The sequence below is a fragment of the Rhodopseudomonas infernalis genome, from assembly GCF_022271405.1.
GTDB lineage: Bacteria > Pseudomonadota > Alphaproteobacteria > Rhizobiales > Xanthobacteraceae > Rhodopseudomonas > Rhodopseudomonas infernalis.
Genome location: NZ_JAJNAL010000001.1, coordinates 57205 through 84199 on the forward strand (window position 1 = coordinate 57205; position 26995 = coordinate 84199).

Sequence of the window (26995 nt, forward strand, 5' to 3'; positions counted from 1 at the left end):
GGAACTGTAGCGCTGGTCTCATGAGCACAGTTCGCACCGTTGTCTTCGACCTGGACGGCACGCTGATCGACACCGCGCCGGACCTGATCAACGCCCTCAATTTCATCCTGGTCCGCGAAGGCATGCCCGCGGTGCCGCTGGCCAAAGCGCGCAACATGATCGGTCAAGGCGCCCGGCGCCTGCTCGAACGCGGGCTCGAGCTCGATGGCCGGGTCATCAGTCCGGACGACGTCAACCGGCTGGCGGTGGATTTCATCGACTATTATGCCGCCAACATCGCGGTCGAATCACGCCCCTTCGAGGGGCTGGAAGCCACGCTGGATCAACTGGCGGGTCAGGGCTACCAATTCGCGGTCTGCACCAACAAGCTGGAATGGCTGTCCAAGCTGCTGCTCGACCAGCTCGGCCTCAGCTCCCGTTTCGCCGCCATCTGCGGTGCCGACACCTTCGGCACCGCCAAGCCGGACCCCACCATTCTGCGCGAGACGGTGGCGAAGGCCGGCGGCACCCTGGCGTCGACGGTCATGGTCGGTGACGCGGGTCCCGACGTGGGCGTCGCGCGCCGAGCCGGTGTGCCGGTGATCGGGGTCGAGTTCGGCTACACCGAAGTGCCGATTGCCGAGCTCAACCCCGACATCGTGGTGGGCCATATGCGTGACCTGCCGCAGGCGGTGAGCCGGCTGTTGCCGGGCTGACAAGGACAAGCTTCACGTCGCGAACCGTGTTAACCAATACTTAAGATTGCAGCTCGGGCAGTTGCGCGCGCACGCCGAGCCTTTTATGGTCCGCCGGGGGCTGTGGCTGTTAGCCGCACCAAGGGTGGGTATTCATGCGTCGTCTCGTCGTCATCGCTGCCGCAGGCCTGAGCCTGGCCGGCTGTTCGTCCATGTCATTCGACGCGTTCAAGTCGGCGCCGCCGACCACGACCGTTCAGCTCGAATCGGTGCCGCCCGGCGCCGAAGCGCTCGCCTCGTCCGGCCAGAGCTGCAAGACGCCGTGCTCGATCACGGTGCCCGGTAACGATTTCAGCGTGACCTTCACCCTCGACAAGTTCCAGCCGGCGACGGTTCCAGTCCAGGTGGTGGTCAATCCGGGCGACTTCACCACCTCCGCCACCGTCACGGCGACGCCGAATCCCGTGGTCGCAGAACTGCAGTCGCTCAAGCCTGCGCGTAAGCAGAAGCCGGTCAAGCGCGTGCGAAAGCCCAAGCCGGCCGCCGCGGCAGCTGCTCCTGCAGCGGCTGAGTCGCCGTTCCCTGCCCCCGCAGCCGCACCGGCGCAGTAACTCTGTCGCGATGCGAAACGCTTCGCAATTGTGATCTGCACGGACTTGCTTACATAATGGCGGACTTCATGCCGCCGCAGCGGCTTTCTGACGGGGCCGCCGAATGATCCCTGCCGACACCCTCACGCGCGCCGGATCGGCGATGACCGATCCGTTTGGCCGCACGATCAGCTATTTGCGGGTGTCGATCACCGATCGCTGTGATTTCCGCTGCGTATACTGCATGTCGGAAGACATGACCTTTCTGCCGCGCGCGGATCTGCTGACGCTCGAAGAGCTCGACCGGCTGTGCTCCGCCTTCATCGCCCGCGGCGTCCGTAAGCTGCGCTTGACCGGCGGCGAGCCGCTGGTGCGGCGAAACATGATGTCGTTGGTCCGCGCGCTATCGCGCCACCTCGACAGCGGGGCTTTGGACGAGCTGACCCTGACCACCAACGGCTCCCAGCTCGCCCGCTTCGCCGCGGAACTGCACGACTGCGGCGTGCGCCGGGTCAACGTCTCGCTGGATACGCTCGATCCCGACAAATTTCGCGCCATCACCCGGTGGGGTGACCTCGGCCGGGTGCTCGAAGGCATCGACGCGGCGCGCGCGGCGGGGCTCGCCGTCAAGATCAACGCCGTGGTGCTGAAGGGCGAGAACGAGGACGAGATCCCGTCGCTGATGCGGTGGGCCCACGGCCTCGGCATGGGACTGACGCTGATCGAAGTGATGCCGCTGGGCGAAGTCGGCGAAGGCCGGATCGACCAGTACGTGCCGCTGTCGCTGGTCCGGGCCCGCCTCGCCAACAACTACACGTTGACCGATCTCACCGACTCGACCGGCGGTCCCGCGCGCTACGTGCGTGTCGAAGAGACCGGCGGCAAGCTCGGCTTCATCACGCCTCTCACCCATAATTTCTGCGAATCCTGCAATCGGGTTCGGATCACCTGCACGGGCACGATCCACACCTGCCTCGGTCAGGAGGATGCGTCCGACCTGCGACGGCCGCTGCGGGCGTCGGCCGACGATGCGCTGCTCAACGAAGCGATCGATCGGGCGATCGGCCAGAAGCCGAAGGGTCACGACTTCATCATCGACCGCAAGCACAACCGCCCCAGCGTCAGCCGGCATATGAGTGTGACCGGCGGTTGAGCGGCCTATGGCTGCGACGTCCTGCCTGCCCTTTTCGAACCAACCTTTTGATACGTCATCGTAATGCCAAATTCCGATTGACGGCATGCCGATGCGCTGAAATGGTGCCCCCGCTTTACGCCGAGTTGTAGTGCCGGTTCAATGCGCTGCGCGGGCGGATACGGGAGGACTCGACCGTTGCAGGCTTTGCTGGGACTGAGCCGGAAGATCGACGCGTTCAATACGCTGGTCGGGCGCTGGTTGTCGTGGCTGATCGTGGTCGCCGTGGTGATCTCAGCGGCGAATGCCGTCATCCGCAAGGTGTTCGACATGTCGTCGAACTCGTTCCTCGAGCTGCAGTGGGTGCTGTTCAGCATCGTGTTCCTGCTCTGCTCGCCATGGACGCTACTGAGCAACGAGCACATCCGGATCGACATCATCAATCACAGCCTGCCGCTCAAGGTGCGCGGCTGGATCGACATGATCGGTCACGTCTTCTTCCTGATGCCGTTCGCGATCATCCTGCTGTGGTGGTCGATCCCGTTCTTCCTGGTGTCCTACAAGCAGAACGAGCAGTCGTTCAGCGCCGGTGGCCTGCCGCAATGGCCGGCGAAGTCGCTGATCATGATCGCGTGCGTGCTGCTGATCGTTCAGGGCATCTCTGAAATCATCAAACGCGCCGCGATGCTGGCCGGGACGATTCCTGACAGCAACGCCAAGAGCTCGGCGCACGCGGCCGAACTCGAAGCCGAGCGGCTGGTGATGAACATCAGCGGCGACAAGCCGTAACTCGAACTGTGGTCATTGTCTTAGGGGGCTGGGTCGAATGACCGCGATGTTCATCCACTACATGGCGCCGATCATGTTCGGCTCCCTGGTGATCTTCCTGCTGCTGGGCTACCCGGTCGCGTTCTCTCTGGCCGCCAACGGCCTGCTGTTCGCCTTCATCGGCATCGAACTCGGGCTGTTCCGTCCCGACTTCATGCAGGCGCTGCCGGATCGCGTCTACGGGGTGATGAACAACGACACCCTGCTTGCCATTCCATTCTTCACCTTCATGGGGCTCGTGCTGGAGAGATCCGGCATGGCCGAGGATCTGCTCGAGACCATAGGACAGCTGTTCGGCTCGATCCGCGGCGGCATCGCCTATGCGGTGGTGTTCGTCGGCGCCCTGCTGGCCGCCACCACCGGCGTGGTCGCCGCCTCGGTGATCTCGATGGGCCTGATCTCGCTGCCGATCATGCTGCGCTACGGCTACGACCGCCGCGTCGCCACCGGCGTGATCGCCGCGTCGGGCACGCTGGCGCAGATCATCCCGCCGTCGCTGGTGCTGATCGTGATGGCCGACCAGCTCGGCCGCTCGGTCGGCGACATGTACGAAGGCGCGTTCATTCCCGGCATCGTGCTGTCGCTGCTGTATGCGTTCTACATCTTCCTGGTGACGGTGTTCGCGCCGAAGGCGGCGCCGGGCCTGCCGCTGGAAGCTCAGACCCTGCGCGAAATCGAAACCTTGCGCAATCCACTGCTGATCCCGCTCGCCGGGATCTCGGCGGCCGCAACCGCCTATTTCTTCGCCGTGCATCTCGGCGCCTTCCAATGGAGCATGCCGGCGTTCGACAAGGTCGGGCTGCCGACCCTGGCGATGCAGGGCTTCTGGTTTCTCGTCCTGCTCGCGGTGCTGTTCCGGCCGTTCATAGGCGTGATCCGCACCATGACCGTGTCGCTGTATCTTGTCGTGGTGCTATCGACCACGATCGGCATCATCGCGATGCGCTACACCGAGGTGAAGAGCGGCGCGGACTACGTCGTGCTGACGATGTCGGTGACCGTCGCGCTGTCCTTCGTGATCGCTGTCCTCAACCGCATGCTCCGCCTGAAGTTGCTGTCCAAGCTCGCCGAACAGGTCGTGTTCGTGATGGTGCCGCCGCTCGGGCTGATCTTCCTGGTGCTCGGCACCATCTTCATCGGCGTCGCGACCCCGACCGAGGGCGGCGCGATGGGCGCGGCGGGCGCGGTGATCCTGGCGCTGATGAAAGGACGGCTGACTTTCGATCTGACCCGTCAGGCGACCGAGGCGACCGCCAAGCTGTCGGCCTTCGTGGTGATGATCCTGGTCGGCGCCCGGGTGTTCTCGCTGACCTTCTACGGCGTCGACGGCCATCGCTGGGTCGAGGAATTGCTGGTCGGCCTGCCCGGCGGACAGCTCGGCTTCCTGATCTTCGTCAACGCCTTCGTGTTCGTCCTGGCGTTCTTCCTCGACTTCTTCGAGCTCGCCTTCATCGTCATCCCGCTGCTCGGACCCGCGGCGGAGAAGCTCGGCATCGACTTGATCTGGTTCGGCGTGATCATGGCGGTCAACATGCAGACCTCGTTCATGCATCCGCCGTTCGGCTTCGCGCTGTTCTATCTACGCTCGGTGGCGCCGAAGGAATCCTATCTCGACCGGGTCAGCGGCAAACGCATGGCGCCGGTCACCACCGGGCAGATCTATTGGGGCGCCGTGCCGTTCGTGGTGATCCAGCTGGTCATGGTCGCGCTGGTGATCACCTTCCCGGGAATGGTGATGCACTACAAGGGCATCGCCAGCACGGTCGATCCGTCGAAGATCGAATTCAACATCCCGCAGATGGAAACACCGCAACTCGACTTCGGTCCACCGAAGTTCTGATCGGGTCACGCCATTGGCTGGCTCTCCGCAGCCAGCCAATGGCGCGCACCACCAACGGGCGCGTCGCGATCAGCCAATCAACCTCGTCCCGGCCATCTACGTTATAGGTTGCGACTTCTGCCCGCAGACGTGGATGGCCGGCACAAGGCCGGCCATGACGCGGGAAGTTAGTCCCCCAGCTTCGTTGTTCGAGCTGCAGCGGATTCATGTAGCGCGGCCTGAGAGAATATGTCCTATATTTCCACTTTTGATTGAGTCTCATTTCTAGCGGACTCGTGTGTACAGTTGCGCCTTTGCCCCAGGTAATTGCATATGAGTGAAAATACGACACCGCAGAAGCCTGCAGACCGATTCATCTATCGCACCGAGACCGACCCGGCCGTTCTGCTGCAGTATCTCGCGGCTATTCGTGCGCTTGCCGATAGCGAGAGGGAGGCGCTTGGGTTCTTACCAGAGGCGGCTTATCGCGATTCCATCATGCAGAAGCGACTCCGGGCGATGTTGGCCCGCGAGAAGGGCACGTCCTATCTGGCCGGATTCATTTTGTTCAGCGGCGTCTTCCCTAATGCGCGTATACAAGCAGTAGCAGTCAGCCCCGAACACCGCCGCAGCGGCGTTGCATCGGCGCTCGTAAGCGGGCTTGTCTCGTACTTAGAAAGCCGCGGATACATCGCTGTAACGGCGGCGGTGGCATCAGACCTCGCGACCGCACAAGCCTTTTACGAGAACCACGGCTTCATCGCCAGGCGTGTTCGCGACGGCGGCCAGGCACGGCAACGCCGAATTGTATTGCGCTCGCGGGAGCTGGATACAGCTAATTTCTTCACGTTGATGGCGCCACCCACCGTGTCCGGGCAAGGCGTCGTAAATCTGGGTCTTCGCCCGCGCAGCGCTTTCGAGGCGCCTTTGTACCTCATCGATCTCAATGTCTTGTTCGACTTGGTAAAAGAGCGCGCGAGATCTGCAACAGCCAACCGAGTGTTCGGCGCTGGCCTTGCACATTTGGTTCGTCTAGCTGTCGCGCCCGAATTCATCGTCGAACTCGAACGCACCTCGAAAGACCCTGCCAACGACACTCCTCTCAAACTAGCGCGGCAACTGCCGAAACTGCCGGCATTCCCTAGAGAAGATGTGGAGCCGCTGGCGGCGGCGATTCACAAAACTGTGTTTGTCGACACTAGTCACGCGCAAGTCGGTTCGCGCCAGGCGTTAAGCGACGCGCGGCACCTTGCTGAAGCGGCACTGATCCGAGCATCAGGCTATATCACCAGTGACAGTGCTCTCCTGAACGCACGCGACGATCTGCTGAAGCTGATCGGCGTGGACATTGCAAGCCTTGATGAATTCGTCGAGCTGTTACCCACGGAGGAGCTGAACCGCGAGAGTAGCCAACTCAAGGGAACGAAATGCGAGACAAAGACGGCGACGATCAGTGAAGCCAAAGGCTACCTTACCTCTCAAAATGTCAGCGAAGGCCTAATCGCTGAGTATCTGCCATCGGCGGCCGCGTTCCAGCGCGCAAGCACGCACGGAATTTCTGAGGATGGGGAACTCGTGGCGGTTGGGATTTGGAGAATGCCGACAAGGGTCGATGCACCCGCCCGCATGCTTGTACACGTCCGGCCCGATCACGTGTCCTCCGAGACGTTTGCTGAGCATCTCCTCGACGAAGCCATCCGGGAAGCTTGTCATTCGGGGCCCGTCACCATCGAGCTCAGGTCCATTCCGGGACAGTCCACAGTTAGCCGCGCGGCGAAGCTCCGCGGCTTTTTGCCTGCAGCCAATTCCGATATCCTGATCAAGGTCGCACTGGGGCGCCCCCTCACGCCCTCTACCTGGAGCGCGATCGCACGCCAGACGCGCAGAAGGACAGGCCTCGCCCTGCCCGAAGCAACACCGGCGGCCAGTGCCGTCCAGTCGGGCCTTCCCGTCCGAGGCGCCGATGGAAGCGAAATCGTGGTTCAACTCGCCGCACTGGAGGCCGCTCTCGCTCCAACTTTGATCGTCTGGCCGGGACGGGACGGAGTGATCGTTCCAATCGCAAAATCGTTCGCCGACGACCTGCTCGGTACTGCTGAACAGCTTTGCATGTTCGGCCGCCCGAACGCTGCCTTCGTAGGCCTGCGGACCTATTTCAACAGCGCACGTACCGCAACGCTGATGCGACCCGGCGTTCCCATCCTTTTCTACGAGTCCAAGCGGTCCGGCGGCCGGGCTGCCGTTGTCGCGGTAGGCCGTATCGTGGATGCCACTATATTGTCCAAAGAGCAGGTATCTGATGATCTCATGCAACGAGCCGTAGTTGAGGATCTAGAGCCCCTGACGACATCATCGGAGGTACTGGCAACATCGTTCGATAGTCTAATTAAATTCCCGAATCCCGTCTCGCTCTATACACTCCGGCAACTCGGCGCCGACGGACCGTCGAACCTTCAGACAACAACCCCGCTGTCCAACACCCGATTGGCGGCAATTCTCGATCGTGGATGGTCAAGTGCCTGAAGCAAGCGATGCCATCATCTCGATCCATCCCGGATACGCAAATGCAATCTTGGAGGGTACCAAGACGATAGAACTCCGGCGTCGGATTCCTGAACTCGCCACTGGCACAAGGCTTTGGATTTACGCGACCCGTCCAACGGCGGCGGTCGTCGGGACCGCTACCATCCGCGATGTTAACCGGGCGCATCCCCGCACGATCTGGCGGAAACACAGGGATGGTGCAGGCGTCGATCACGCCGCTTTCATGGAGTATTTCCACGGCACGCAGGAGGCAGTCGCCATCCTGCTCGCGGCAGTCAGGCGTGTCGGCCCGATCACGATCGAAGAGCTACGGCAGATTCGAGACCGTTTTCATCCACCGCAAGTTTTGTTGCGGCTGAGCAATTCCGAAGCCAAAGCCCTCCAGCAACTCGCCAACAAATGAACGTAGGAGGCGCAGACCCGGTAGTGAACTCGCGCTGCTCCCCGAAACTCGGCGCGCTTTTCCGCCGGAAACGAGGTGTAGGCCACCTCGAAGACCGCACTAAAACCAGCAAAAAAAGCCCGGCCTCCTCGCGGAGGCCGGGCTGATTGTTTGCAGCGATGCTTACAGGGATCAGCCGCGGGTGCGCGAGCGGATCATGAAGCTGTCGTAGGTGTATTCGGCGACCTGCCACCACAGATACTGATCGGAGCGATAGGCCTGCATCGCGTCGATCGCCTTCTTGAAGTCGGGGTTCTTGGCCGAGATCTCGCCCCACAGCTCGTTGGTGGCCTTGAGGCAGGCGTCGAGGATTTCGTTGGAGAACGGACGCAGCTGCGTGCCGCTCGCCACCAGCCGCTTCAGCGCGGTCGGGTTCTGCATGTCGTAGCGCGCCGCCATCCAGGTGTTGGTCGCTTCCGCCGCATTGGCGAGAATCGACTGATAGTTCTTCGGCAGCGCGTTGAACTTGTCGAGGTTGGCGAAGGCGTGCACGGTCGGGCCGCCTTCCCAGAAGCCCGGATAGTAGTAGTACTTCGCGACCTTCTGGAAGCCGAGCTTCTCGTCGTCGTACGGACCGACCCACTCGGCGGCGTCGATGGTGCCCTTTTCCAGCGCCGGGTAGATGTCGCCGCCGGCGATCTGCTGCGGCACCACGCCGACCTTCTGCAGCACCTGACCGGCGATGCCGCCGATACGCATCTTCAGGCCGCTCATGTCGGCGACGGTCTTGATCTCCTTACGGAACCAGCCGCCCATCTGGGTGCCGGTGTTGCCGCTCGGGAAGCCGATCACGCCGTGCTTCTTGTAGAACTCGTTGGCGAGCTCGTTGCCGCCGCCCTGATACAGCCAGGAGTTTTGCTGACGGGCGTTGAGGCCGAACGGGACCGAGGCGAACACCGCGAAGGTCGGGTCCTTGCCGACGTAGTAATACGACACGGTGTGGCACATCTCGACGGTGCCGTTCGAGGTCGCGTCGAGCGCCTGCAGACCCGGGACGACTTCGCCGGCGGCGAACACCTGGATCTGAAACTTGTTGTCGGTCATCTCGGCGACCTGCTTGGAGAGATACTCCGCGCCGCCATAGATGGTGTCGAGAGACTTCGGGAAGCTCGAGGTCAACCGCCACTTCACCTCGGGCGACGACTGGGCGATCGCCGGCGAAGCCACCGCAGCAACTGCGGCACCGGTTGCTGATACTTTCAGGAAGTCACGACGTTTCATAAGGCATCTCCTTGGTTGCCGGCGTTTCCCGGATTCCTGGCTTGCGTTGGCGGAAGAACGGTCCGTGCGAAGCCGCTTGGGTGAAGCGTCTCTATCATGGATGCTCGGCGGCGGAAACGCTGCTGGGGTCCGGATAGTCGAGATTCAACCAAAGTCGAAGGGCGCCGTTACGACGAGGAAATGTCGGCGCGACGGCGGCGCCTGCGTCAGATTGCTGCGGCTGCTTTCAGCCGGTCCCGCACCTTGCCGGCGATGGTCCGATAGATTGCGGCGTGCGGCCCGTTCGGCTCACTCTCGACCACCGGCGTGCCGGCATCCGAGCTGGCGCGGATGTCCATGTGTAGCGGCACCTCGCCGAGGAACGGCACACCGAGTCGCTCGGCTTCGTGCATCGCACCACCGTGGCCGAAGATATCCGAGCGCGTGCCGCAATGCGGGCACATGAAGTAGCTCATGTTCTCGATGATGCCGAGCACCGGCACGTCGACCTTGGTGAACATGGCCAATCCCCTGCGCGCATCGATCAGCGCGAGGTCCTGTGGCGTCGAAACGATCACCGCCCCTTTCAGCGGCACATTCTGGGCCAGCGTGAGTTGGGCGTCGCCGGTCCCCGGCGGCATGTCGACCACCAGCACGTCGAGCTGGCCCCAATCGACGTCGCGCAGCATCTGGGTGATCGCCGACATCACCATCGGGCCACGCCAGATCATCGGCACCTCCTCGTCGACCAGGAAGCCGATCGACATCACCGACAGGCCGAAGCGCTTGATCGGAATCATCTTTCGACTGTCGTCGAGTTCAGGCTTTTGATGGATGCCGGTGAGCCGCGGCACCGACGGGCCGTAGATATCAGCGTCGAGCAGTCCGACGCGCAGGCCCTGGTCGCGCAGCCCGAGCGACAGGTTGAGCGCCGTCGTCGACTTGCCGACGCCGCCCTTGCCGGACGCGACTGCGATCACCGCGCGGACGCCCGGGATCTCCGCCTGCCGAGCCATCGGCGATTGCGCGCCGCCGGCCGGCGCCGGACGGTGCGCCGAGGCCGGCGCGACGCCGGCGCGTTGCTGCGGTTTGGGCGTGCCGGGCTTGCGTTCCGCCGTCAGCGCAACGAGTGCGCTGACAACGCCGGGAACCGCCCGCACGGCCGCTTCCGCCGCGGCTCGCACGCTTTCCCAGGCCCGCGCCTCAGCGGCGTCGACGTTGATCGAGAAGTACACCTTGCCATCGGTCACGGCGACGTCGGAGAGCACATCCGCCTGCGTCAGCGGCACGCCACGTGGCGTCGCCACCTTGGCCAGGCTGTCGCGAATCTGTTGCTGGGTGACGCTCACTGTAAATCTCCTCCGCCGGTCGGCCTTGTACGATCACATGGGATCGCCCGCTTCAAGGGCGGAATTGGGTTAGACGAACCGCCGCGCAATCGTCCGCATTCGCAACGTCCGTCAGAAACGAGCTACTGCTGCACCGCAGGGCAACGATCGCGCGGCAGAGCCTCGACAATTCAGCGCCGCCCTCTTGCCCGTCGAGCCTTGCGGCCTATGCTGCAGCCCCTGCCGCAGGCCTGCAAAAGGCCGCGCCCCACTCCCTCAATTCATCCGTCCGGCGTCCGTTCAAGCCGCGCAACGAAGGGTACAGACATGGCCAAAGTCGCTTTCCTCGGTCTCGGCGTGATGGGATTTCCGATGGCCGGACACCTCGCCAAAAAGGGAGGCCACGAGGTCACCGTCTATAACCGGACCGCCGCGAAGGCGAAGGCCTGGGCCGATCAGTTCGGCGGCAAGACCGCTGCGACGCCGGCCGCCGCTGCCGAAGGTCAGGATTTCGTGATGGCCTGCGTCGGCAACGACAACGACCTGCGCTCCGTCACGCTCGGCCCGGACGGCGCCTTCGCGGCGATGAAGTCGGGCTCGCTGTTCGTCGACCACACCACCGCCTCGGCCGAAGTCGCCCGCGAGCTCGACGCGGCCGCCACCAAGGCCGGCTTCGGCTTCATCGATGCCCCGGTGTCCGGGGGACAGGCCGGCGCCGAGAACGGCGTGCTGACGGTGATGTGCGGCGGCGATCCGGCCGCCTATGCCCGCGCCGAGCCGGTGATCGCGTCATATGCGCGTATGTGCAAGCTGCTCGGCCCGGCCGGCTCGGGCCAGCTCACCAAGATGGTCAACCAGATCTGCATCGCCGGTCTGGTGCAGGGCCTGTCCGAAGGCATCCACTTCGCCAAGAAGGCGGGGCTCGATGTCAACGCGGTGATCGACACCATCTCCAAGGGCGCGGCGCAGTCCTGGCAGATGGAGAACCGGCACAAGACCATGAACGACGGCAAGTACGATTTCGGCTTCGCGGTCGAATGGATGCGCAAGGACCTGTCGATCTGCCTCGCCGAATCCCGCCGCAACGGCGCCAGCCTACCGGTGACCGCGCTGGTCGACGCGTTCTATGCGGAGGTGGAGAAACTGGGCGGCCGCCGCTGGGATACCTCCAGCCTGCTTGCGCGGCTGGAGCGCTGACGCGCGCGCCACACCCGCCGACGATCGCGGTTTTCACACTTTGGTAACCGCGATCGTTAGCCAGCCATTAACCGGAATATCTTTTCCTCTAAGGCTACTCTTAAGGATTTACGGCCAGATATAGGCTGATGTAACTGCGCGCGTTTTTTGCGCTGGAATCGTGTTGGTGATGAGTGAGTCCGCCGAAAAGCCTGAAGTCTTCCAGCTTCCGGCTGAGGGCCCGGTGGTCGCCCCGGCACGCAACCGGCGCGTCGCCGCGCAGCGCGTGCGCGAAGCGCGCGATCGGCTGACCTCGACCAGCGGCACACGTCCGGCATTCGACCACGAGCTGGTTCGGCAATACGCCCAGACGCGGCAGTCGGCCTCGTTCGTCATCATGCTGCTGGTGGTCGTCACCGGCGCCCTGTTCGGCTTCTGGTCCGATCCCATCACCGCGGGCGCCTGGACCGTCGGGATGCTCTGCATCCACGCCGTGATCATCCGCAATTGCAGCCGCTTTCTGCAGGAGCCGGCCTCCCCGGCCCGCACCCGGGTCTGGCGCCGGCGCTTCGTCGTGCTCGATCTGATCTACGGACTGGCCTGGACCTCGATCCTGGTTCACCCGGTCGAGCTGACGATGGTCTCCAATACGCTGCTGATGTTCCTGATGCTGCTGGTGATTGCGGTCTCCAGCATGCTGGCGGCGAGTCTGCCGATCGCGGCGCTGGCCGCCACGATCCCGGTGACCTGCGCGATCGCGCTGAACTTCCTGCTCGGCGGCACATTCGACAGCTACGTGCTCGCCGCGCTGACGGTAGCGGCCGAAGCGTACTTCGCGTTGCTGGCGCACCGCCTGCATTCGACCACGCTGGCGACGCTGGAGGCGCGCGCCGAGAAGGATGCGCTGATCGGCGAACTCGAACAGGCCAAGGCGATCTCCGACGAGGCCCGGCATCGCGCCGAGGCCGCCAACGTCGCCAAGTCGCGGTTTCTCGCGCAGATGAGCCACGAGCTGCGCACGCCGCTCAACGCCATTCTCGGCTTTTCCGAAGTGATGAAGAGCGAGATCTTCGGCGCCCATGCCGTGCCGGTGTACAAGGACTACTCCGCCGACATCCACAATTCCGGCGTCCACCTGCTCAATCTGATCAACGAGATCCTCGATCTGTCGCGGATCGAAGCCGGCCGCTACGAGCTCAACGAGGAAGCGATCTCGCTGGTACACGTGGTGAGCGACTGCCACCATCTGCTGAAGCTGCGCGCCACCAGTCGCGGCATCACCATCCACGAAGTGTTCGAAAAGGGCATGCCGCGGATCTGGGGCGACGAACGCGCGGTGCGCCAGGTCGTACTCAATCTGCTGTCGAACTCGATCAAGTTCACGCCGCAGGGCGGCGAGATCTGGCTCAAGGTCGGCTGGACCGCGTCGGGCGGTCAGTATCTCAGCGTCAAGGACACCGGCTCCGGCATCCCCGAAGAGGAGATCCCGGTGGTGCTCGCCTCGTTCGGCCAGGGCTCGAACTCGATCAAATCGGCCGAACAGGGCGCCGGTCTCGGCCTGCCGATCGCCAAGAGCCTGGTCGACATGCACGGCGGCACGTTCACGCTGAAGTCGAAGCTGCGAATCGGCACCGAAGTCGTCGTCACCTTCCCGCCCGAGCGGGTGATGTCGGCGCTGGCGCCGATGGCTGATGAAGCACCGTTGCAGCCCCGTCTCGTCGAGATCGACGAGCGCAGCCGGGCGCGCGGCAAGCCGATCATGAACGCCGGCACCGGGCTGTAGCGATGGGGGCTTGCGGAAACCATCCAATGTCCGTCACGATCGGGGATGAGCATCGAAACGCCCTGCATCGCGGTCTGCCTGATCGATCCGCAAACAAGCCTGTGCTTCGGCTGCGGCCGTACCATGCCGGAAATCGCCCGCTGGCATCGGCTGGATCGCGACGAGCGGCTGGACATCATGGCGGCCCTGCCCGGTCGCATGGCGCAGGCCGGACTCGAGCCACCGAAGCCACGCAAGGTGCGCGCGCGCTGAGAGGTGCGCCGTGAGCCGGATCCTGCTCGTCCTCATCGTGCTGATCGGGACCGCGGGCGCCGTGGTGGCCTATGGCGACCCCAAGCGGATTTCGGACGCCGGCGACGCGGTGTCGACGATGTTGCGCAAGCGCGTCGCAGCGGCCAGCGCCAACCACGCACATGGTCGCGTGGTCGCGATTCCGCGCGGCACCGGCGGCGAGTTCGCCGTGCGGGCCAAGGTGAACGGCGTCAACGCGCCGATGGTGATCGACACCGGCGCCACCTCGGTGGTGCTCACCTTCGAGACCGCCAAGGCGGCAGGGCTGCCGCTGGAAATTCTGAATTTCGACGTCGATCTCGAGACCGTGGGCGGTCGTACCCGGGCCGCCAAGCTGTCGCTCGACAGCATCTCGATCGGCAAGCTGGTCGAACGTTCGGTGCCGGCCCTGGTGGTGCCGCGCGGTCAGATGAAGACCAATCTGCTCGGCATGAGCTTCCTCGACCGGCTGGAAAGCTGGGAGGTCCGATCCGATCAGTTGCGGCTGCGCGGCTATCCTTGAGCGACCTCAGTTACGCGAAGGGCTGCCGTCAATGCGCGCCGCCTGCAGTTGCGCGTAAGATCGCACGATTTCCAGTTCGCCATTGAAAATCATAGCTCTTAGAGCTACATTAGGCGGCGTGCGCGATGCGCATATTCAAGACCAAGGAATTCGGAAAATTTGCCCGAAAGGCAAGGCTGCCGGACACGGAACTGTTGGCGGCTGCGATCCATGTCATGGCCGGTCGATGGGACGCCGATCTTGGTGGCGGTGTGTTCAAGCAGCGTATCGCGCGGCGGGGCGCAGGCAAGTCGGGCGGCTTTCGCGTGATCCTCGTCTGCAAGGTCGGAGAGCGCAGTTTCTTCGTCCACGGCTTCGCCAAGAGTGAGAAAGCAAACATCACGTCAGCGGAGTTGAGTGCGCTGAGGAAGCTGGCGACCGTATTGACTGCTCTCGACGCTACCGCATTGGATGCCGCGATAGCCGCTGGCGAGCTGGCTGAGATTTCTAACGAGAACGGCTGAACCCGATGAGCAAGACGACCAAAGGCATCCTTGCGACTGTTCACGACACGGCCATCGGTCTCCACCGCGCCGGCGTGATCGGCAAGGAAACCATGCGCGAGTTCGATGCGCTGTGTCTGACGCCTGTCAGTCCCATGGCGCCCGATGAAATCAGGGCGTTGCGCGAGCGCGAGCAGGTCTCGCAGCCGGTGTTCGCGCGCTATCTGAATGTCCGAAAAGACGCCGTCAGCAAATGGGAGCGCGGCGAGAAACGACCGGACGGTCCCTCACTGAAGCTGCTCAATCTGGTGAAAGCCAAAGGGCTTGCTTCGATCGCCTGAACGCGTTCAAGCCGCCTCGGCGGACGCCCTCTCCTCCACCGCGACCATGGCCTTGATCAGCACGCTGGCATCGGCGTCGGGCTTGACGCCGAACTCGGATAGATAGCGCCGGAACGCCCGTGCACCGGGCACGCCCTGATACGCACCGATGAGGTGCCGGGTGATCGCATGCAGCCGCACGCCCTGCGCCAGCTGACGCTCGATATACGGCAGCAGCGCTTCCAGCGCCTGCTTCATCGAGGCATGGGGCGCGGCCTCGCCGAACAGCTCGGGATCGACATCGAGCAGGCGCCACGGCTCCTGATAAGCGGCGCGGCCGAGCATCACGCCGTCGACATGCGCCAGATGTTGCTTGGCCGCCGCGATGCTGGTGATGCCGCCGTTGATGATGATCGGAATATTCGGCAAGGCCTGCTTCAGCCGATACACCCGGTCGTAATCGAGCGGCGGGATGTCACGGTTCTCCTTCGGCGACAGACCGTTCAGCCACGCCTTGCGGGCGTGAACGACCAGCGCATCGACGCCCGCCGCGACGACGCTGCGCGCCAGCGTGTCCAGCGCGACCTCCGGATCCTGGTCGTCGATGCCGATGCGGCACTTGACCGTCACCGGCACCTTCACCGCGGCCTTCATGGCGGCGATGCCTTCGGCGACCAGCGCGGGTTCGGCCATCAGGCAGGCGCCGAAGCGCCCTTCCTTCACCCGGTCGGACGGGCAGCCGACATTGAGATTGATCTCGTCATAGCCGAAGTCTTCGCCGATCTTCGCAGCGGTCGCGAGGTCGGCCGGATTGGAGCCGCCGAGTTGCAGCGCCACCGGATGTTCGGACGGATCGAAGCCGAGCAGACGCTGCCGGTCGCCATGAATCACGGCGCCCGTGGTCAGCATCTCGGTATAGAGCAGCGCACGGCGGCTCAGCAGCCGATGGAACACGCGACAATTGCTGTCGGTCCAGTCCATCATCGGTGCCACCGAAAAGATCGGCGTGGGGAAGTAACTCATCGGCAACTCGGCTTCCTGCTCGCTCGCGCGCATCGGTCGCAGCGGGCCGATGGCGGCCGCCACAGCCTGCGTATAAGCCGCGGACGCAGCCATCGCAAGCACGCCATCCACCGGACTGGCACCGCCGGTTTCAGCTGCTAATCGCATGGAATCGGTCGCGAAACTCGGAAGACAACCGACCCGCTCGTTGCGTTTGACGGATCGCAATGCCGATCACTGCCGGGCGCGATCTGTTGACAGCCCAGTCCGGCCACGACGATAGTTCCATCATCGCCGCGACGGCTCGCGCCTCGTCGCTCCGCCCTCTCTTCGCGGCTCTCCGCATGGTGAGATAGACCACCTGCGGCCAGAACGGGTTCCTCGATGAAATTCACCACACGGCTCGTCCTCCTCGTCACCGTGCTGACGGTCGGTGCGACGCTGGTCACGGCGGCGCTGCTCACCTGGACGACGCGGCGCGCGATCATCACCGAGGCGGAAGCATCCGGTGAGAAGGTCGCGCGGCTGCTGGCCCGCAGCGCAAGCCTCGCCAGTTCGATCCCCGCCGAAGTCGAGTCGATCATCGCCGAGGAGATGGTGGCACAAGGCACGATCCTCGGACAATTCGTCGAAGCCGCGGAGCGATCCGGGATGCCACCCGACGAGATCAATCGCCGGCTGAAGAGCATCACCGACGACACCGTGCTCGATGAGATATGGATCACCGACAGCAAGGGCCACGCCTATCTGCACAGCCTGCCGGGCGTCGACTTCACCTTCAGCAATTCTCCGCAGGTGCAACCGCAGGCCTACGCGTTTCACGATCTGCTCGACGGCAAGCAGAAGGTCGTCAATCAGGATGCGCGCAAGCGCGACATCGACAACGAGCACTTCAAGTATGTCGGCGTCGGCGGCGTCGACAAACCGCGGATCATTCAGGTCGGGCGCAACGCCAGGTTTCTCGAGCAGCTCACCATGAAGGTCGGCCTGCCGCGCACCGTCGAGAACCTGCTCGCCGACGGCGACATCGACGCCGTCTGGGTGTTCGATCGCAAGCTCGACGCGCTGGTCGGGCCTGGTATCTACGGCGCCAATCTGCGCGACGGACCGAACCAGAAGGAGCTTGGTCCGGTTCAACTGGTGATCGCCGACGGCCAGACGCGCCATGTCGAGAGCCGCAACAATCTCAGCGTCATCGCGCCGGTGCACAATGAGCAGAAGGAAATCGTCGGCGCGGCGCTGGTGCGCCTTCCGATGAACCGGGTGTGGGCGACGGTGCAAAGCCAGGCCGAGATCGCGGCCGTCACCGCGTCGGCGATCGCGGCGATCGGCATCCTGCTGTCGATCGGCGTCGCGCGCTATCAGTCGGCGCCGCTGCGTCAGATCACCCGCGCGGCGACCGCGCTGGAAGCGCACAAATTCGATCCGAAGCTGCTGTCGCCGGTGTTGAGACGCCGCGACGAACTCGGCCAGCTGGCGCGGGTGTTCACCGGCATGGCCGGTCAGGTTGCGGCGCGCGAAGAGTATCTCGACTCCATGGTGAAGCAGCGCACCGAAGAACTGGAAACGCGCAACCGCAGCCTCGAAGGACTCTCGGCGGCGCTGTCGAAATATCTGTCGCCGCAGGTCTACTCGTCGATCTTTAGCGGTCACCAGGTCGCCGAGATCGCCTCCAAGCGCAAGAAGCTGACGATCTTCCTGTCCGACATCGCCAACTTCACAGCCACCACCGACAAGCTGGAGTCCGAAGACCTCACCGCGATGCTCAACCGCTATCTGGCCGAGATGGCGCAGATCGCGCTCAAGCACGGAGCCACCATCGACAAATATGTCGGCGACGCGGTGCTCGCCTTCTTCGGCGATCCGGAAAGCCGCGGCGTCAAGGAGGACGCGATGGCCTGCGTGATGATGGCCATCGAGATGCAGCAGAAGCTGATCGAACTCGAGGCCGAGTGGATGGAGACCGGCGCCGAACGCCCGTTCCGCGTGCGGATCGGCATCAACACCGGCTATTGCACGGTCGGCAATTTCGGCAGCCCCGACCGAATGGACTACACCATCGTCGGCGGCGAAGTGAACCTGACCTCGCGGCTCGAACAGAGCTGCGAGCCGGGCTCGATCCTGATCTCGCACGTCACCTGGTCGCTGGTGAACGACGTGATCGACGCCGAAGAACGGCCGGCCCTGACGGTCAAAGGCTTTGGCGAGCCGGTGCGTGCCTATGCGGTGCGCGGCCTGAAAGCCGGCGCGCCGGCGGAAGTCATCCGCAAGGAATTGCCGGGGATGCGACTGTTCATCGACACCGCGGCCGCCGACCGCGGCGAGGTCCGCGACACGCTTGCCAAAGTAGTGGCCGATCTCGACGACGCCACGTAGCACGCGCACCGCGTCCTGCATTGCAGGCATGACTTCCCCGCGCGGCGATCCTGCCTATTTAGGGGCATGACTCCACGAGGCGCTTTCCCCATGAAGAAGATCGGCTTTCTCTCGTTCGGCCACTGGTCGCCGTCGCCGCACTCCGGCACGCGCTCGGCCGCCGATGCCCTGCTGCAATCGATCGAACTGGCGCAGGCCGCCGAACAGCTCGGCGCCGATGGCGCCTATGTCCGGGTCCATCACTTCGCCCGCCAGCTCGCCTCGCCGTTCCCGCTGCTCGCCGCGATCGGCGCCAAGACCAGCCGGATCGAGATCGGCACGGCGGTGATCGACATGCGCTACGAGAATCCGCTGTATATGGCGGAGGATGCCGGCGCCGCCGATCTGATCGCCGGCGGCCGCTTGCAGCTCGGCATCAGCCGCGGCTCGCCCGAGCAGGTGATCGACGGCTTCCGCTACTTCGGCTACGAGCCGGCCGAGGGCCAGAGCGACGCCGACATGGGCCGTCGTCATACCGAAGTGCTGCTCGACGTGCTGCGCGGCGAAGGCTTCGCCAAGCCGAACCCGCGACCGATGTTTCCAAACCCGCCCGGTCTGCTGCGGCTGGAGCCGCATTCCGATGGGCTGCGCGATCGCATCTGGTGGGGCGCCGGCTCCAATTCGACTGCGGTCTGGGCCGCCAAACTCGGCATGAATTTGCAGAGTTCGACGCTGAAGAACGACGAAACCGGGGAGCCGTTTCACGTTCAGCAGGCGGCGCAGATCCGTGCCTATAGGGCCGCGTGGCAGGAAGCCGGCCATAGCCGGACGCCGCGCGTCTCGGTCAGCCGCAGCATCTTCGCGCTGGTCGATGATCGCGACCGCTCGTATTTCGGCAGCGAGAGCGGCCAGCAGGATCAAGTCGGCTATCTCGATGCCCAGACCCGCGCGATCTTCGGCCGCTCCTACGCCGCCGAGCCGGATGTGCTGATCGAGCAGCTCAGGCAGGACGAAGCGATCGCCGAGGCCGATACGCTGTTGCTAACGGTGCCGAACCAGCTCGGCGTCGACTACAACGCCCACGTGATCGAGGCGCTTCTCACCCACGTCGCCCCCGCGCTCGGCTGGCGCTGATCGGACCCTCGGCCGCGTCTGGCTTGCTCAGCGCGGCCGACTGTTGGGCGAGCGCCGCCGCCCCGGGCGCTTGTCGGGCTCGACGTGAATTTCTTTCAACGCACCACCCGACACGACGACCACGGCGAACACCAGCTTGCCCTCGGTGACGTGGAGCCCCGCGCTGATCGCCCGGCCCGCGCCGTACTTCTCGGCGATCGCGATGGCCTCGGTGAGCGGCATCCGCGAGCGCTCGAACGCCTCGATGTTGCGCTTGTCGTCTCCCCGCAACTCGGCCTTCGACATCACCACCGCGGAGCTGACGATGCGCTTCGTCGCCGCCTCGATCACGGTGCTCCAGATGTTGTCGTCCTTGAGGGATTTGATTTCGAAGAACGGCGCGCCGCCCTGATCGCTCAGCGCGAGATCGTAGGCGCGCGCGCCGAGCCCGTTCTCGACGAGGCGGACGACATCGGCTCCCGATGCAACGCTGCCGACGGCGGTTTCTGGTTGGACATCACTGGCGGCCGGAGCGGGCTCGATCGCTTCGGACTCACGGGCAGCTTGTGCACCCAGAATGCCCTGCCCGGTCAGAAGTAACACCACGACAAATTGGGCCAGCAGGCTCCGTGCAGACATGGCCCCTCGTTGATCTTGGACGCGGCATCGCAACCCCATCACCGCTTCGTTCAGTTTGCGCCCGCCATCTGGCGCACCGACGTCGCCTCGGCCATCGGTGCGGTCGCAGGTCCATCAGCCGGCGGCGCCTTCACCCAGGCATGGCCGGACAGCGCCTTGTCGTAGCCGTACTGGAACAGGTCACGCATGTAGGCGGTGTTGAATCCCGCGGGCGAAACCGGGCGATCGGCTTCGATGTAGCTGAGGTTGAAGCCGTATTTGTTCCGCTTGGCGAAGCCGTAGGTGCTGAACAGAATCGAACGGGTCTGCGCCTTGACCAGGGTGGACGACGACCGCGACGCGATCTCCAGCGTCCTGTCGGTCACCACCTGGAATTCCGGTTCGATCTTGTTGTTGATGAGAATGTAAAGCTGAAGATCCAGCGACTTGCCGGAGGCGTTGCGCAGCAGATAGGCCTCCGGCAGTGTCAGGACCGGGGCGATCACGCCGCCGTCGACGTGCATCTCCTGGAACCGGGCGCCGCCCGCTTCGGCGCTGATCAGCATCGGCGGGAACACAGCCGGCAAGCTCGCCGACGCCGCGACCACATCGCGGAACAGATTGAGCGATTGCGTTGTCCCAAGCGATGCGATGCGGCCGAGATTCCAGATCACCGAGCGCTGCGAATCCAGGTTCGTGGTCACTACGAACAGCAAGCGGCCCTTGGCGTATTCGGCCGCGACGGAGGCGACGAAATCCTCGTTGATGTATTCGGCAACCAGTTCGCGCAGGCGCTTGTTGCCGAACAGGCCGGAGCCGAAAATCGCATTCAGCGGGTTCGGCGATTCCAGCAAGGTTTCGGCGACGCCGCTGGTGTAGAATTGGCGCAAGGTCGGGTCGTATTGCGGTCCCAGAAACGCAAACGGCGCGATCAGCGCGCCGGTGCTGACGCCCGAAACGATCGAGAACGATGGACGCGTTCCGGCCGCGGTCCAGCCGTTAAGCAAACCTGCACCATAAGCCCCGTCGGCCCCGCCACCCGACAACGCCAGATAGTTGCGCGGTCCCGCAAACAGTCTGGTCTGGACGAAGGCGGAAGCCGGTTCGTCGGCGTAGCGACGCAGATCATCGAGGTTGAGGACGCGTGCGGAATTGGCCTCAGCGACGGTGTACGGCACCCGCGGCGCCGATGCGCACGCCGCCAGCATCCAACTCAACGCGATGATCAGCGGAACCATGAAAGGTCGGGACATGCGACGCATCCTGCAGCGCAACGGTTGACAACCGATTAGGGATTGGACGCATCGCAGTGTCGATCTGCAGAAGCTTCAGCCGAATGATGGGACACACCCAACCGCGGAACCCGCTCGAGATAGTCCTGATGAATCGCCTGGATGGTCTTGCGATCATCGAACTTGACCCGCCAGCTGCTCGGCGAGCCCTGCCCGACGATCAGCCCTTCGCGGTCGCCGTATTTCGGATGCCGCGAACGTCCCAGCGGACTCATGCGGACGCGGGCGCCCCGGCACAAGGGAAGCGGAGCAGAGATGTGATCGTTCGTCTTCATGAAGCCGCGCCTTCTTCCGGCATTTTGATACGAAACCACGCAACGTAGAGCGCGGGGAGAAACAGCAGTGTCAGCACGGTGCCGACGATGATGCCGCCCATCATCGCGTAGGCCATCGGGCCCCAGAACACCTCGCGGGCGATCGGGATCAGCGCGAGGCTGGCGGCAGCGGCGGTCAACAGGATCGGCCGCATCCGGTGTTCGGTCGCTTCGGCGACGGCCTCCCATGGCGATTTTCCTTCGCTGCGCAGATGTTCGATCTGCACGATCAGGATCACCGAGTTGCGGATCAGGATGCCGATCAGCGCGAGCACGCCGAGGATGGCGACGAACCCGAGCGGCGCGCCGCTCGGCAGCAGCGCCGCAACGACACCGATCAACGCCAGCGGCGCCACGGCGAACACCAGGAACAGCCGGTGGAAGCTCTGCAACTGCACCATCAGGATCGTCGCCATCGCGAACAGCATGATCGGCACCACCGCGACGATCGGCGCCTGCGACTTCGCGCTCTCTTCGACCGTGCCGCCAACCACCGCGGAATAGCCGAAGGGCAGCTTGGCGTTGAACTCGGCGACCTGCGGCTTCAGGTGATCGACCACCGTGGCCGGCTGGGTGGCGTCGAGCATCCCGGCCTTGACCGTGATGGTCGGGAGCCGAGAACGACGCCAGATCGTCGGCTGCTCAAGCTCGTAACGGAACGTCGCCACCGCTGCGAGCGGCACGGTCTGTCCGCTGCTTCCAGACAGTTGCAGGTTGCGCAGCGTCTCGATCGACCCGCGCTCCGCCGCATTGGCGCGGCCCTGCACGTTGACGAGATAGATATCGTCGCGAACCTGGGTGACGGTCGTCCCATCGACAATGGCATTCAGCGTCGACGCGATGTCTTCCGAGGTGACGCCGAGCTGCCGCGCCTTGTCCTGCAACACGTCGACTTTGACGACGCGCGCCGGCTCCATCCAGTCGTACACCACGTCGCCGAGATGCGGATCGGTCGCAATGATGCCGGCGAGCTGCCGCGCCAATTCGCGGACCTTGGCGATTTCCGGCCCGCTGACGCGATATTGGATCGGCCGGCCGACCGGCGGTCCGATGTCGAGCAGCTTCACCAGCGCGTCGGTGCCCGGAAAAGTCTTCTTCAGATAGGCCTGCAGTTCCGGCTGAAGCCGATCGCGATCGGCGAGGCTCTTGGTCACGATCACGATCTGGCCGAACGATTTGTCGGCCGGCTGCACGTCGAACGACAGCACGAAGCGCGGCGCGCCCTGGCCCACATAAGTCGACCAGTGATCGATGCCGTCCTTGCCCTGCAGCGCCTCGCGCTCGAACCGTGCCATCTGCGTGCTGGTTTCCGTGATCGAGCTGTTCTGCGGCAGATTCCAGTCGACGATCAGCTCGTTGCGATCCGAGGACGGGAAGAACTGCTGCTGCACGAAGCCCATGCCGACCAGCGACAGCGCGAACGCAGCCAGCGTCGTGCCGATCGTCAGCCACCGCCAGCGCATGCAAAACATCAGTGTCCGGCTGAAGAACCGCGAGAACCATCCCTTGGTCTCGTGATGGCTCTTCATCTGCTTCGGCAGGATGGTGACGCCGAGCAGCGGCGTGAACAGCACCGCGACGATCCAGGATGTGATCAGCGACACCGCGATGACCACGAACAGCGTGAAAGTGAATTCGCCGGCGGCGCTGCTGTTGAGGCCGATCGGAATGAAGCCCGCGACTGTCACCAGCGTGCCGGTGAGCATCGGAAACGCCGTCGACGTGTAGACGTAAGTGGCGGCTTTTTCGAGCGAGTCACCGATCTCTAGCCGCGCCACCATCATCTCAACTGCGATCATCGCGTCGTCGACCAACAGGCCGAGCGCGATGATCAGCGCGCCGAGCGAGATCCGCTGCAGTGAAATGTCGGAATACTGCATCACCAGGAAGGTGATCGCGAGCACCAGCGGAATCGAGATCGCCACGACCAGGCCGGCGCGCAGGCCGAGACTGATGAAGCTGATCGCCAGAACGATCGCGACCGCTTCGAACAGCGCCCGCGTGAAGCCCGACACCGCCTCATCGACGATCTGCGGCTGGTCCGAAACCAGATGCACCTCGGCGCCGACCGGCAGATCGGCCGAGATGAGCTTCATCTTCTTCTTGAGAGCGTCCCCGAACTCGAGCAGGTTGGCGCCGGCCTTCATGCCGATCGCCAGGCCGATCGCAGGCTCGCCCTTGTACCTGAACAGGGAGGTCGGCGGATCGGAGTAACCTCGCCGGATCGTGGCGATTTCGGTCAGCGGGAAGAACCTGTCGTTGACGCGCAGGTTGATCGCCTTGAGGCTCTCTTCCGACGTGAATTGTCCGCTGACGCGAACGCTGATCCGTTCCGGACCCGCCTGCAGCACGCCGGACGGCGTGATGGCGTTCTGCGCCTGCAGCGACGCGATGATAGAGCGTTGATCGAGCCCCAAAGCCGCGACCTTTCGCGGCGAGAACTCCAGAAAGATTACCTCATTCTGGGCACCGACGATGTCCACGCGCCCGACATTCGGCACCTGGAGCACCTTGGCGCGCACGTCCTCGACCTGGTCGCGGAGCTGGCGCTGTGTGAGGCCGTCGCTGGTGAAAGCGTAAATGTTGCCGAACACGTCGCCGAAGCGATCGTTGAATGCCGGGCCGACCACGCCCTGCGGAAAGTCGCCCTTGATATCATTGATCATGTTGCGGACGCGCACCCAGGTCGGGACCACGTCCCGCGCCTTGGTGGTGTCGCGCAGATTGACGAACACCGTGGTTTCACCCGCGGTGGTGATACTCTTGGTGTAGTCGAGGGACTCCAGTTCTTCGAGCTTCTTCTCGATCCGGTCGGTGACCTGGCGCGTCGTCTCCTCGGCCGAAGCGCCCGGCCATTTGGCCTGGATCACCATCGTCTTGATCGTGAACGCCGGGTCCTCTTCGCGGCCGAGCTCGAGATACGAAAACAGGCCCGCCGCCATGAAGGCGATCATGAAGTACCAGACCATCGAACGATGGTGCAGCGCCCAGTCGGAGAGATTGAATTTCTTCACGCTTGCGGTTCCCCTTCGAGGCGGACCCGCTGGCCCTCCTTGAGTTGATGCACCCCCGCTCTCGCAACCCGCTCGCCGGCGTTGATCCCGTCGGTCACCTGCACCGACCCGTCGTCGCCACGCACGATCTGCACCTTGCGCTTGCTGACCGACTTGGTGGCCGGATCGATCACCCAGACGTTCGCTTGATCGTTCTCGGTGAGAATGGCGGTCGCCGGCAGCCGATAGCCTTGTGTCGGCTTGCCGGGGATCAGGGTCGTGATCGTCGAGCCCAGCCGGAACGTGTCCGGCGGCGATTCGAGCGTGATCCGCACTCGCCGCGTTCGCGTCACCGGGTCGGCCTGCGGCGCCACTTCCCGCACCTTGCCGGCGGCCTCGACGTCCGCATCGAGCTGCAGCCGCACGGTGAGCGGCGAACCGATCTTGAGCATGCCGGCGAGTTCATCGGCAACGTCGATCACCGCCTCGCGAATGTCGGGTCTCGCAACCGTCACCACGGTTTGCCCAGGATTGACGATCTGTCCGACCTGAACTCCGACCGCGGTGACGACGCCGGCATACTCGACTTCCAGTTTGGTGTAGCTGAGCTGCTCGCGCGCCTTGGTCAGGTTCGATTGCGCACGCGTGACCGCCGCCTGCGCAGCCGCACTGCTTTGTTCGGCGGAATCCAGAGTCGCCTTGGTGGTGGCTCCGGTTTCGATCAGCGTCCGCTGGCGATTTGCAGTACTGCTGGCATTGACGAATTGGCCTTGCGCCGTCGACACTTCAGCAAGCGCCGACCGCACCGCCAGTTCGGCAGCGAACGGGTCGACCGCGGCGAGGAGTTGTCCCTTGTCGACGGTGTCGCCGACGTTGACCGGCCGCGCGATCAGCCGCCCCAGCATCCGGAAGCCGTAGTCGGTTTTGAACTGCGGCTCGACCGTTCCGACCACCGCGAGACTGACCGCCTCGCGCGGCGCGACGACCACCGACAGCACCGGCCGGATCGGATCCGGCTGCTCCGCCTTCTTGCCGCACCCCGCGATCAGCAGGCATGCGGCCGCGACCCCGACAACCCGAAGCGCGCTCATGCGTTTGCTCCGTCATAGGTCACGACCTGCGCCGGACGCAGCAACTTGCCGCCGTCGATCACGACCCGTTCGCCCGGAGCCAGACCGCTGGCGACCACGACCGAGTTGGTTTCATAAGCCTGCACGGCGATGCTCTTCAGCGACACCGCCCGCGTCTGCGGATCCACCACCCAGACGGCGGGGCCGTTGACGTCCCACGTCAACGCGCTCCATGGCAGCACGATCTTGTCGACCGGCTTGCTCCGCCCCTCGGCGGCGACCACGCTGCCAAGCGTCATGGCTGCGGGCGGATTGATGATCGACATCTTCACGCGGACCGCGCCGCTCTTCGGATCGACTGTCGGCGAAATTTCCCGCGGCTTTGCCAACGCCGTGACCTTCGGATCGGACAACAACATCAACTTCGCGGTGCTACCTTCCCACGGCGTCAGGAAGATCGACTCGTAGACGTCGACGACGGCGTCGCGCGCGCCATCCTCCGCCAGCGTGTAGGCGGACTGCGCCGCCTGCGCGACCTGCCCGACTTCGATGTTTCGCGCCGTGATGATGCCGGAGGCGCTGGCGCGTAGTTTGGTGTAGCTCAGCGCGTCGGTAGCATTGCCGAGCTGCGCCTTGGCGGTTTCCAGCGAGCCCTCCGCGGTGCGCAACGCCTCCTGCGCCTGATCGTACGCCACGCGCGTGGTGAACCCCTTGTCGATCAGCGATTTCTGGCGCTCGAAGTTCGCCGTTGCGACGCGGACCTGCGCTTCGGCGGCCGCCACCGCGGCTTGCGAGCCCGCAAGGTCCGCCTGCTGCTCGGTTGGATCGATCGTCGCCAGGACGTCGCCCGCATTCACATGCGCACCGACATCGACCAGGCGCTCGGTGACGCGGCCACTCACCCGAAACGACAGCTCGGTGCTGACCCGTGCCTGCACGTCGCCGGTGAGCCGGATCACGGTCTGCCACGGCTGCAATTCGACGACTTCGGTCTTCACCAGGGACAAGGACCGGGTCGGCTGGACCTTTTCGCCGCCACAGCCGGCCAGGCACAGCGCCGACAACGCCAGCAAGACGACCCGGAATGAGGAAAGCATGACGGTTGGCCCATTTCATCAATCGTTCGT

The 26995-nt window shown here is 64.2% G+C and carries 24 protein-coding genes; 15 read left to right on the plus strand and 9 right to left on the minus strand.

Annotation, left to right across the window (positions count from 1 at the left end; genetic code table 11):
- The first annotated feature begins 20 nt into the window (after nt 1-20).
- The 7 genes from LPW26_RS00275 to LPW26_RS00305 all read left to right on the plus strand — a co-directional run bounded on the left by LPW26_RS00275 (nt 21) and on the right by LPW26_RS00305 (nt 7990).
- On the plus strand, nt 21-695 hold the full coding sequence (locus LPW26_RS00275) for an HAD-IA family hydrolase (RefSeq protein ID WP_238732233.1): 675 nt from the start codon (nt 21-23) through the stop codon (nt 693-695).
- A 134-nt stretch (nt 696-829) separates the two neighbouring features.
- Complete coding sequence (locus LPW26_RS00280) at nt 830-1285, plus strand: hypothetical protein (protein ID WP_238732234.1); 456 nt, start codon at nt 830-832, stop codon at nt 1283-1285.
- A 103-nt stretch (nt 1286-1388) separates the two neighbouring features.
- Nucleotides 1389-2417: a GTP 3',8-cyclase MoaA gene (moaA, locus tag LPW26_RS00285; protein ID WP_238732235.1), complete on the plus strand. Its 1029-nt coding sequence runs from the start codon at nt 1389-1391 to the stop codon at nt 2415-2417.
- A gap of 177 nt (nt 2418-2594) precedes the next feature.
- Complete coding sequence (locus tag LPW26_RS00290) at nt 2595-3185, plus strand: TRAP transporter small permease subunit (RefSeq protein ID WP_238732236.1); 591 nt, start codon at nt 2595-2597, stop codon at nt 3183-3185.
- Nucleotides 3186-3222: 37 nt separating this feature from the next.
- Nucleotides 3223-5064, plus strand: coding sequence for a TRAP transporter large permease (locus LPW26_RS00295; RefSeq protein WP_238732237.1), 1842 nt, complete (start codon nt 3223-3225; stop codon nt 5062-5064).
- A 312-nt stretch (nt 5065-5376) separates the two neighbouring features.
- Entirely contained in the window at nt 5377-7566 is a 2190-nt protein-coding gene (locus LPW26_RS00300) for a GNAT family N-acetyltransferase (protein ID WP_238732238.1), read from the plus strand.
- Entirely contained in the window at nt 7559-7990 is a 432-nt protein-coding gene (locus LPW26_RS00305) for an ASCH domain-containing protein (RefSeq protein WP_238732239.1), read from the plus strand. The genes LPW26_RS00300 and LPW26_RS00305 overlap by 8 nt, the downstream gene beginning before the upstream one ends.
- A gap of 171 nt (nt 7991-8161) precedes the next feature.
- On the opposite strand, the gene LPW26_RS00310 is transcribed toward LPW26_RS00305, so the two are convergent.
- Together LPW26_RS00310 and LPW26_RS00315 are read right to left on the minus strand one after the other, a co-directional pair.
- Nucleotides 8162-9250: a TRAP transporter substrate-binding protein gene (locus tag LPW26_RS00310; protein WP_238732240.1), complete on the minus strand. Its 1089-nt coding sequence runs from the start codon at nt 9248-9250 to the stop codon at nt 8162-8164.
- Between the two features lie 206 nt (nt 9251-9456).
- Nucleotides 9457-10578, minus strand: a complete 1122-nt coding sequence (locus LPW26_RS00315; protein WP_238732241.1) for an Mrp/NBP35 family ATP-binding protein — start codon at nt 10576-10578, stop codon at nt 9457-9459.
- 306 nt (nt 10579-10884) lie between these two features.
- Between LPW26_RS00315 and LPW26_RS00320 the strand changes: the two genes are divergently transcribed.
- The 6 genes from LPW26_RS00320 (at nt 10885) to LPW26_RS00345 (ending at nt 15132) form a co-directional block, all read left to right on the plus strand.
- Complete coding sequence (locus LPW26_RS00320; protein WP_238732242.1) at nt 10885-11754, plus strand: NAD(P)-dependent oxidoreductase; 870 nt, start codon at nt 10885-10887, stop codon at nt 11752-11754.
- A 169-nt stretch (nt 11755-11923) separates the two neighbouring features.
- The gene (locus tag LPW26_RS00325; protein WP_238732243.1) at nt 11924-13516 is read left to right on the plus strand and encodes a sensor histidine kinase; all 1593 of its coding nucleotides are present in this window, start codon (nt 11924-11926) and stop codon (nt 13514-13516) included.
- Nucleotides 13517-13561: 45 nt separating this feature from the next.
- Complete coding sequence (locus tag LPW26_RS00330; protein ID WP_238732244.1) at nt 13562-13768, plus strand: DUF1289 domain-containing protein; 207 nt, start codon at nt 13562-13564, stop codon at nt 13766-13768.
- Between the two features lie 10 nt (nt 13769-13778).
- Nucleotides 13779-14309 carry a TIGR02281 family clan AA aspartic protease gene (locus LPW26_RS00335; protein WP_238732245.1) on the plus strand — a complete coding sequence of 177 codons (531 nt, stop codon included), beginning with the start codon at nt 13779-13781 and terminating at the stop codon, nt 14307-14309.
- Nucleotides 14310-14434: 125 nt separating this feature from the next.
- Nucleotides 14435-14812 (plus strand): type II toxin-antitoxin system RelE/ParE family toxin, encoded by a 378-nt coding sequence (locus LPW26_RS00340; RefSeq protein ID WP_238732246.1) that lies wholly within the window; start codon nt 14435-14437, stop codon nt 14810-14812.
- Nucleotides 14813-14817: 5 nt separating this feature from the next.
- The gene (locus LPW26_RS00345; RefSeq protein ID WP_238732247.1) at nt 14818-15132 is read left to right on the plus strand and encodes a helix-turn-helix domain-containing protein; all 315 of its coding nucleotides are present in this window, start codon (nt 14818-14820) and stop codon (nt 15130-15132) included.
- A gap of 6 nt (nt 15133-15138) precedes the next feature.
- Here the strand turns inward: LPW26_RS00345 and dusA are convergent, their stop codons facing one another.
- A complete protein-coding gene (dusA, locus tag LPW26_RS00350; RefSeq protein ID WP_263858943.1) occupies nt 15139-16281 on the minus strand; it encodes a tRNA dihydrouridine(20/20a) synthase DusA in 1143 nt (380 codons plus the stop codon).
- A 216-nt stretch (nt 16282-16497) separates the two neighbouring features.
- Between dusA and LPW26_RS00355 the strand changes: the two genes are divergently transcribed.
- Both LPW26_RS00355 and LPW26_RS00360 read left to right on the plus strand, forming a co-directional pair.
- Complete coding sequence (locus LPW26_RS00355; protein WP_238732248.1) at nt 16498-18489, plus strand: adenylate/guanylate cyclase domain-containing protein; 1992 nt, start codon at nt 16498-16500, stop codon at nt 18487-18489.
- A gap of 90 nt (nt 18490-18579) precedes the next feature.
- On the plus strand, nt 18580-19602 hold the full coding sequence (locus LPW26_RS00360) for an LLM class flavin-dependent oxidoreductase (RefSeq protein WP_238732249.1): 1023 nt from the start codon (nt 18580-18582) through the stop codon (nt 19600-19602).
- Between the two features lie 27 nt (nt 19603-19629).
- On the opposite strand, the gene LPW26_RS00365 is transcribed toward LPW26_RS00360, so the two are convergent.
- The 6 genes from LPW26_RS00365 to LPW26_RS00390 are packed head-to-tail and all read right to left on the minus strand — an operon-like array spanning nt 19630 to nt 26965.
- A complete protein-coding gene (locus LPW26_RS00365) occupies nt 19630-20259 on the minus strand; it encodes a hypothetical protein (protein ID WP_238732250.1) in 630 nt (209 codons plus the stop codon).
- An 11-nt stretch (nt 20260-20270) separates the two neighbouring features.
- Entirely contained in the window at nt 20271-21461 is a 1191-nt protein-coding gene (locus tag LPW26_RS00370; RefSeq protein ID WP_238732251.1) for a patatin-like phospholipase family protein, read from the minus strand.
- A gap of 26 nt (nt 21462-21487) precedes the next feature.
- Nucleotides 21488-21766: a hypothetical protein gene (locus LPW26_RS00375; RefSeq protein ID WP_238732252.1), complete on the minus strand. Its 279-nt coding sequence runs from the start codon at nt 21764-21766 to the stop codon at nt 21488-21490.
- A complete protein-coding gene (locus tag LPW26_RS00380) occupies nt 21763-24819 on the minus strand; it encodes an efflux RND transporter permease subunit (RefSeq protein WP_319942151.1) in 3057 nt (1018 codons plus the stop codon). The genes LPW26_RS00375 and LPW26_RS00380 overlap by 4 nt, the downstream gene beginning before the upstream one ends.
- The gene (locus LPW26_RS00385; RefSeq protein ID WP_238732253.1) at nt 24816-25889 is read right to left on the minus strand and encodes an efflux RND transporter periplasmic adaptor subunit; all 1074 of its coding nucleotides are present in this window, start codon (nt 25887-25889) and stop codon (nt 24816-24818) included. The genes LPW26_RS00380 and LPW26_RS00385 overlap by 4 nt, the downstream gene beginning before the upstream one ends.
- Nucleotides 25886-26965 carry an efflux RND transporter periplasmic adaptor subunit gene (locus tag LPW26_RS00390; RefSeq protein WP_238732254.1) on the minus strand — a complete coding sequence of 360 codons (1080 nt, stop codon included), beginning with the start codon at nt 26963-26965 and terminating at the stop codon, nt 25886-25888. Before LPW26_RS00390 ends, LPW26_RS00385 begins: the two co-directional genes overlap by 4 nt.
- Between the last annotated feature and the right edge of the window lie 30 nt (nt 26966-26995).

What these genes read in the sequence shown, in the direction of transcription:
- LPW26_RS00345 (WP_238732247.1), top strand. Translation starts at nt 14,818, where the DNA reads ATGAGCAAGACGACCAAAGGCATCCTTGCGACTGTTCACGACACGGCC.
- LPW26_RS00385 (WP_238732253.1), bottom strand. Translation starts at nt 25,889, where the DNA reads ATGAGCGCGCTTCGGGTTGTCGGGGTCGCGGCCGCATGCCTGCTGATC.
- LPW26_RS00295 (WP_238732237.1), top strand. Translation starts at nt 3,223, where the DNA reads ATGACCGCGATGTTCATCCACTACATGGCGCCGATCATGTTCGGCTCC.
- LPW26_RS00360 (WP_238732249.1), top strand. Translation starts at nt 18,580, where the DNA reads ATGAAGAAGATCGGCTTTCTCTCGTTCGGCCACTGGTCGCCGTCGCCG.
- moaA (WP_238732235.1), top strand. Translation starts at nt 1,389, where the DNA reads ATGATCCCTGCCGACACCCTCACGCGCGCCGGATCGGCGATGACCGAT.
- LPW26_RS00280 (WP_238732234.1), top strand. Translation starts at nt 830, where the DNA reads ATGCGTCGTCTCGTCGTCATCGCTGCCGCAGGCCTGAGCCTGGCCGGC.
- LPW26_RS00370 (WP_238732251.1), bottom strand. Translation starts at nt 21,461, where the DNA reads ATGCGTCGCATGTCCCGACCTTTCATGGTTCCGCTGATCATCGCGTTG.
- LPW26_RS00325 (WP_238732243.1), top strand. Translation starts at nt 11,924, where the DNA reads ATGAGTGAGTCCGCCGAAAAGCCTGAAGTCTTCCAGCTTCCGGCTGAG.
- LPW26_RS00330 (WP_238732244.1), top strand. Translation starts at nt 13,562, where the DNA reads ATGAGCATCGAAACGCCCTGCATCGCGGTCTGCCTGATCGATCCGCAA.
- LPW26_RS00355 (WP_238732248.1), top strand. Translation starts at nt 16,498, where the DNA reads ATGAAATTCACCACACGGCTCGTCCTCCTCGTCACCGTGCTGACGGTC.
- LPW26_RS00375 (WP_238732252.1), bottom strand. Translation starts at nt 21,766, where the DNA reads ATGAAGACGAACGATCACATCTCTGCTCCGCTTCCCTTGTGCCGGGGC.
- LPW26_RS00310 (WP_238732240.1), bottom strand. Translation starts at nt 9,250, where the DNA reads ATGAAACGTCGTGACTTCCTGAAAGTATCAGCAACCGGTGCCGCAGTT.
- dusA (WP_263858943.1), bottom strand. Translation starts at nt 16,281, where the DNA reads ATGCGATTAGCAGCTGAAACCGGCGGTGCCAGTCCGGTGGATGGCGTG.
- LPW26_RS00390 (WP_238732254.1), bottom strand. Translation starts at nt 26,965, where the DNA reads ATGCTTTCCTCATTCCGGGTCGTCTTGCTGGCGTTGTCGGCGCTGTGC.
- LPW26_RS00365 (WP_238732250.1), bottom strand. Translation starts at nt 20,259, where the DNA reads ATGGGGTTGCGATGCCGCGTCCAAGATCAACGAGGGGCCATGTCTGCA.
- LPW26_RS00275 (WP_238732233.1), top strand. Translation starts at nt 21, where the DNA reads ATGAGCACAGTTCGCACCGTTGTCTTCGACCTGGACGGCACGCTGATC.
- LPW26_RS00320 (WP_238732242.1), top strand. Translation starts at nt 10,885, where the DNA reads ATGGCCAAAGTCGCTTTCCTCGGTCTCGGCGTGATGGGATTTCCGATG.
- LPW26_RS00300 (WP_238732238.1), top strand. Translation starts at nt 5,377, where the DNA reads ATGAGTGAAAATACGACACCGCAGAAGCCTGCAGACCGATTCATCTAT.
- LPW26_RS00340 (WP_238732246.1), top strand. Translation starts at nt 14,435, where the DNA reads ATGCGCATATTCAAGACCAAGGAATTCGGAAAATTTGCCCGAAAGGCA.